Annotated in this window: 3 protein-coding genes; all 3 read left to right on the top strand. The window is 58.5% G+C overall.

Annotated elements, in window-relative coordinates; translation table 11 throughout:
- The first annotated feature begins 73 nt into the window (after positions 1-73).
- Entirely contained in the window at positions 74-763 is a 690-nt protein-coding gene (locus tag HT737_RS24445; protein WP_086794750.1) for a crotonase/enoyl-CoA hydratase family protein, read from the top strand.
- Between the two features lie 217 nt (positions 764-980).
- Positions 981-1,703, top strand: coding sequence for a 1-acylglycerol-3-phosphate O-acyltransferase (locus tag HT737_RS24440; RefSeq protein WP_047292972.1), 723 nt, complete (start codon positions 981-983; stop codon positions 1,701-1,703).
- A 134-nt stretch (positions 1,704-1,837) separates the two neighbouring features.
- The gene (locus HT737_RS24435; protein WP_027613314.1) at positions 1,838-2,809 is read left to right on the top strand and encodes a magnesium and cobalt transport protein CorA; all 972 of its coding nucleotides are present in this window, start codon (positions 1,838-1,840) and stop codon (positions 2,807-2,809) included.
- The last annotated feature ends 30 nt before the right edge of the window (positions 2,810-2,839 follow it).

Genomic DNA, 2,839 nt, shown 5'->3' with positions numbered 1-2,839 from the left:
GTCAGTCACGGCGCTTTACCGGCCTGGCGGCGGTGGGTAACGTCTGCCCATCTTTCTTACAAGGAATAGCGTCATGAGTGAGTTGATTGCCTACCACCTCGAAGACGGTATCGCGACCCTGACCTTGAACAACGGCAAGGTCAATGCCATTTCCCCGGACGTGATTGCGGCGTTCAACGCGGCGCTGGATCAGGCGAAGACTGATCGTGCCATCGTGATCATTACCGGTCAGCCGGGAATTCTGTCGGGCGGCTATGACTTGAAGGTGATGACCGCCGGGCCTAAAGAAGCCGTGGCGCTGGTCACTGCTGGCTCGACCCTCGCCCGCCGCCTGCTCTCTCATCCGTTCCCGGTGATTGTCGCCTGCCCTGGTCACGCTGTGGCCAAAGGCGCGTTCTTGCTGTTGTCTGCCGATTACCGCATCGGCGTCGATGGCCCGTTCAGCATCGGCCTGAACGAAGTGCAGATCGGCATGACCATGCACCACGCCGGCATCGAGCTGGCCCGTGATCGCTTGCGTCGTTCGGCGTTTCACCGTTCGGTGATCAACGGCGAGATGTTTGATCCGAAAAGCGCGGTGGATGCCGGTTTCCTCGACAAGGTGGTGACTGCCGAAGAGCTGCAAGGCGCAGCCCTGGCAGCAGCGCGTCAGTTGAAGAAGATCAACATGAACGCGCACAAGAACACCAAGCTCAAAGTGCGCAAGGCACTGCTCGAAGCCCTCGACAACGCGATCATTCAGGATCAGGAGCATCTGGGTTAAACCCACGCTTCCCAAGCCGAAGAAAAGCCCGACCGTCGTGTCGGGCTTTTTCCTGCGCGTTCGGTTGATCAAGCATCAACGGCTCTAGGACGGGTCTGACGGTCGACTCGGAAACATGCGCTTAAACATCGCCTATCTCCGCACTCTATAGCAGCAATTGCCGAAAACAGTGCACATCCGTACACTGCGCCACCTTTTGTCCCGGTGGGGCCTGAAAATGCTGTTTGTGTTTCGTATGTTATTGATGGGCCTGCACTTTATTCTGGCCGGCGTGCTGGGCGTGATCCTCGGGCTGTGCCGTCCGTTCAACCCGGACAACAGCCGACTGTGCGCCCGCCTCTACGCGCTACCGGCCATGTGTATTTTGCGTTTGCGTGTGAAGGCTGATGTCGGCCCGTTGATGAACAAGCCCGACAGCTGCGTGATCGTGGCCAACCATCAGTCCAACTACGACCTGTTCGTGTTCGGCAACGTGGTACCCCGCCGGACCGTGTGCATCGGCAAGAAGAGCCTGAAATGGGTGCCGCTGTTCGGGCAACTGTTCTGGCTGGCGGGCAACGTGTTGATCGATCGTGGGAACGCGCACAAGGCACGCAAGTCGATGCTCACCACCACCCACACTTTGCAGCACGAAGATACGTCGATCTGGGTGTTCCCGGAAGGCACGCGCAACCTCGGTGAAGAACTGCTGCCATTCAAGAAAGGTGCGTTCCAGATGGCGATCGCCGCCGGTGTGCCGATCGTGCCAGTGTGCGTCAGCAGCTACATCAAGCACATGCGCCTGAACCGCTGGCGCAGCGGGAAAATTCTCATACGCTCGCTGCCGGCGATTCCTACAGCCGGGCTGACCATGGATGACATGCCCATGCTCATGTCCCAGTGCCGCGAACAGATGCGCGAATGCATCGCCGCGATGGATCAGCAGCTGCAAGCTGCGTGAAAAACCAACCCGCCTCGTGCGGGTTTTCTTTTGCCGGGTGAACTGTGCAGATTTCACTGACTCTCAAGCAGCGACACGGCTAAGCTGAAGCCTTGTATTCCCTGCCATCTGCCAAGAAGAAGTGAATCACCACCATGGGTCGAGTTGTTGCTGCTGCGGTTTACAGCGCCGGTAAGAAAGTCACCAATATCACACTTGACGAAGGCGCCGCCTGGGCCGCAAAAACCGGACATTTTGTCTGGATCGGCCTGGAAGAGCCGGACGCTCAGGAGCTGGCCAATCTGCAACGCCAGTTCAACCTGCACGAACTGGCCATCGAAGACGCCCTGGAAAAACACAGCCGGCCAAAGCTGGAAACCTTTGGTGACGCCTTGTTTATCGTCACCTACTCGCCGATCCGCGAGCATGGGATTTTGCAGTTCATCGAAACGCATATCTTCGCCGGCAAGGGCTACATCATCACCGCCCGCAACGGCCACTCGGCGTCCTACGCGCATGTCCGCCAGCGCTGTGAGGCGCGGCCGCTGTTGCTCGAGCACGGCGAAGATTTCGTCCTCTATGCACTGCTGGATTTCGTGATCGAAAACTACCAGCCAGTCGGCGAAGCGATTCATGCCGAGATTGATGAACTGGAGCGCAACGTGCTGTGCAGTGCGTTGAACGAGCATGACATCCAGAAACTTCACGGCCTGCGCCGCGATGTGTTGCGCCTGCGCCGTTATGCAGCGCCGATGGTGGAGATTGGCGAGGAGCTGCAGAAACTGAGTTTCCCGTTCATCGACAAGAACATGCGCCCGTACTTCCGCGACGTGCAGATTCACGTCACGCGGCAGATGGAAGACCTGACAACGCTGGCGGACATTGCCAGCCAGACCATCGAGATCGGCGTGTTGCTGGAGGCGTCACGGCAAAGTGTGGTGCAACGCAAGTTTGCCGCGTGGGCGGCGATTCTGGCGTTCCCGACGGCGGTGGCGGGGATTTACGGGATGAACTTCCAGAACATGCCGGAGCTGAGCTGGCATTACGGCTATTTCGCTGTGCTGGGGTTTATCACGGTGGGGTGCGTGAGTTTGTGGGCGAGTTTCAAGAGGTCGGGGTGGTTATAGGGAAGCAAATGCAAAAGATCGCAGCCTGCG

It is taken from the genome of Pseudomonas sp. MD195_PC81_125, assembly GCF_014060985.1.
GTDB lineage: Bacteria > Pseudomonadota > Gammaproteobacteria > Pseudomonadales > Pseudomonadaceae > Aquipseudomonas > Aquipseudomonas parakoreensis.
The sequence above is the reverse complement of the archived record's forward strand: the minus strand, read 5'-3'. Positions and strand labels throughout refer to the sequence as shown.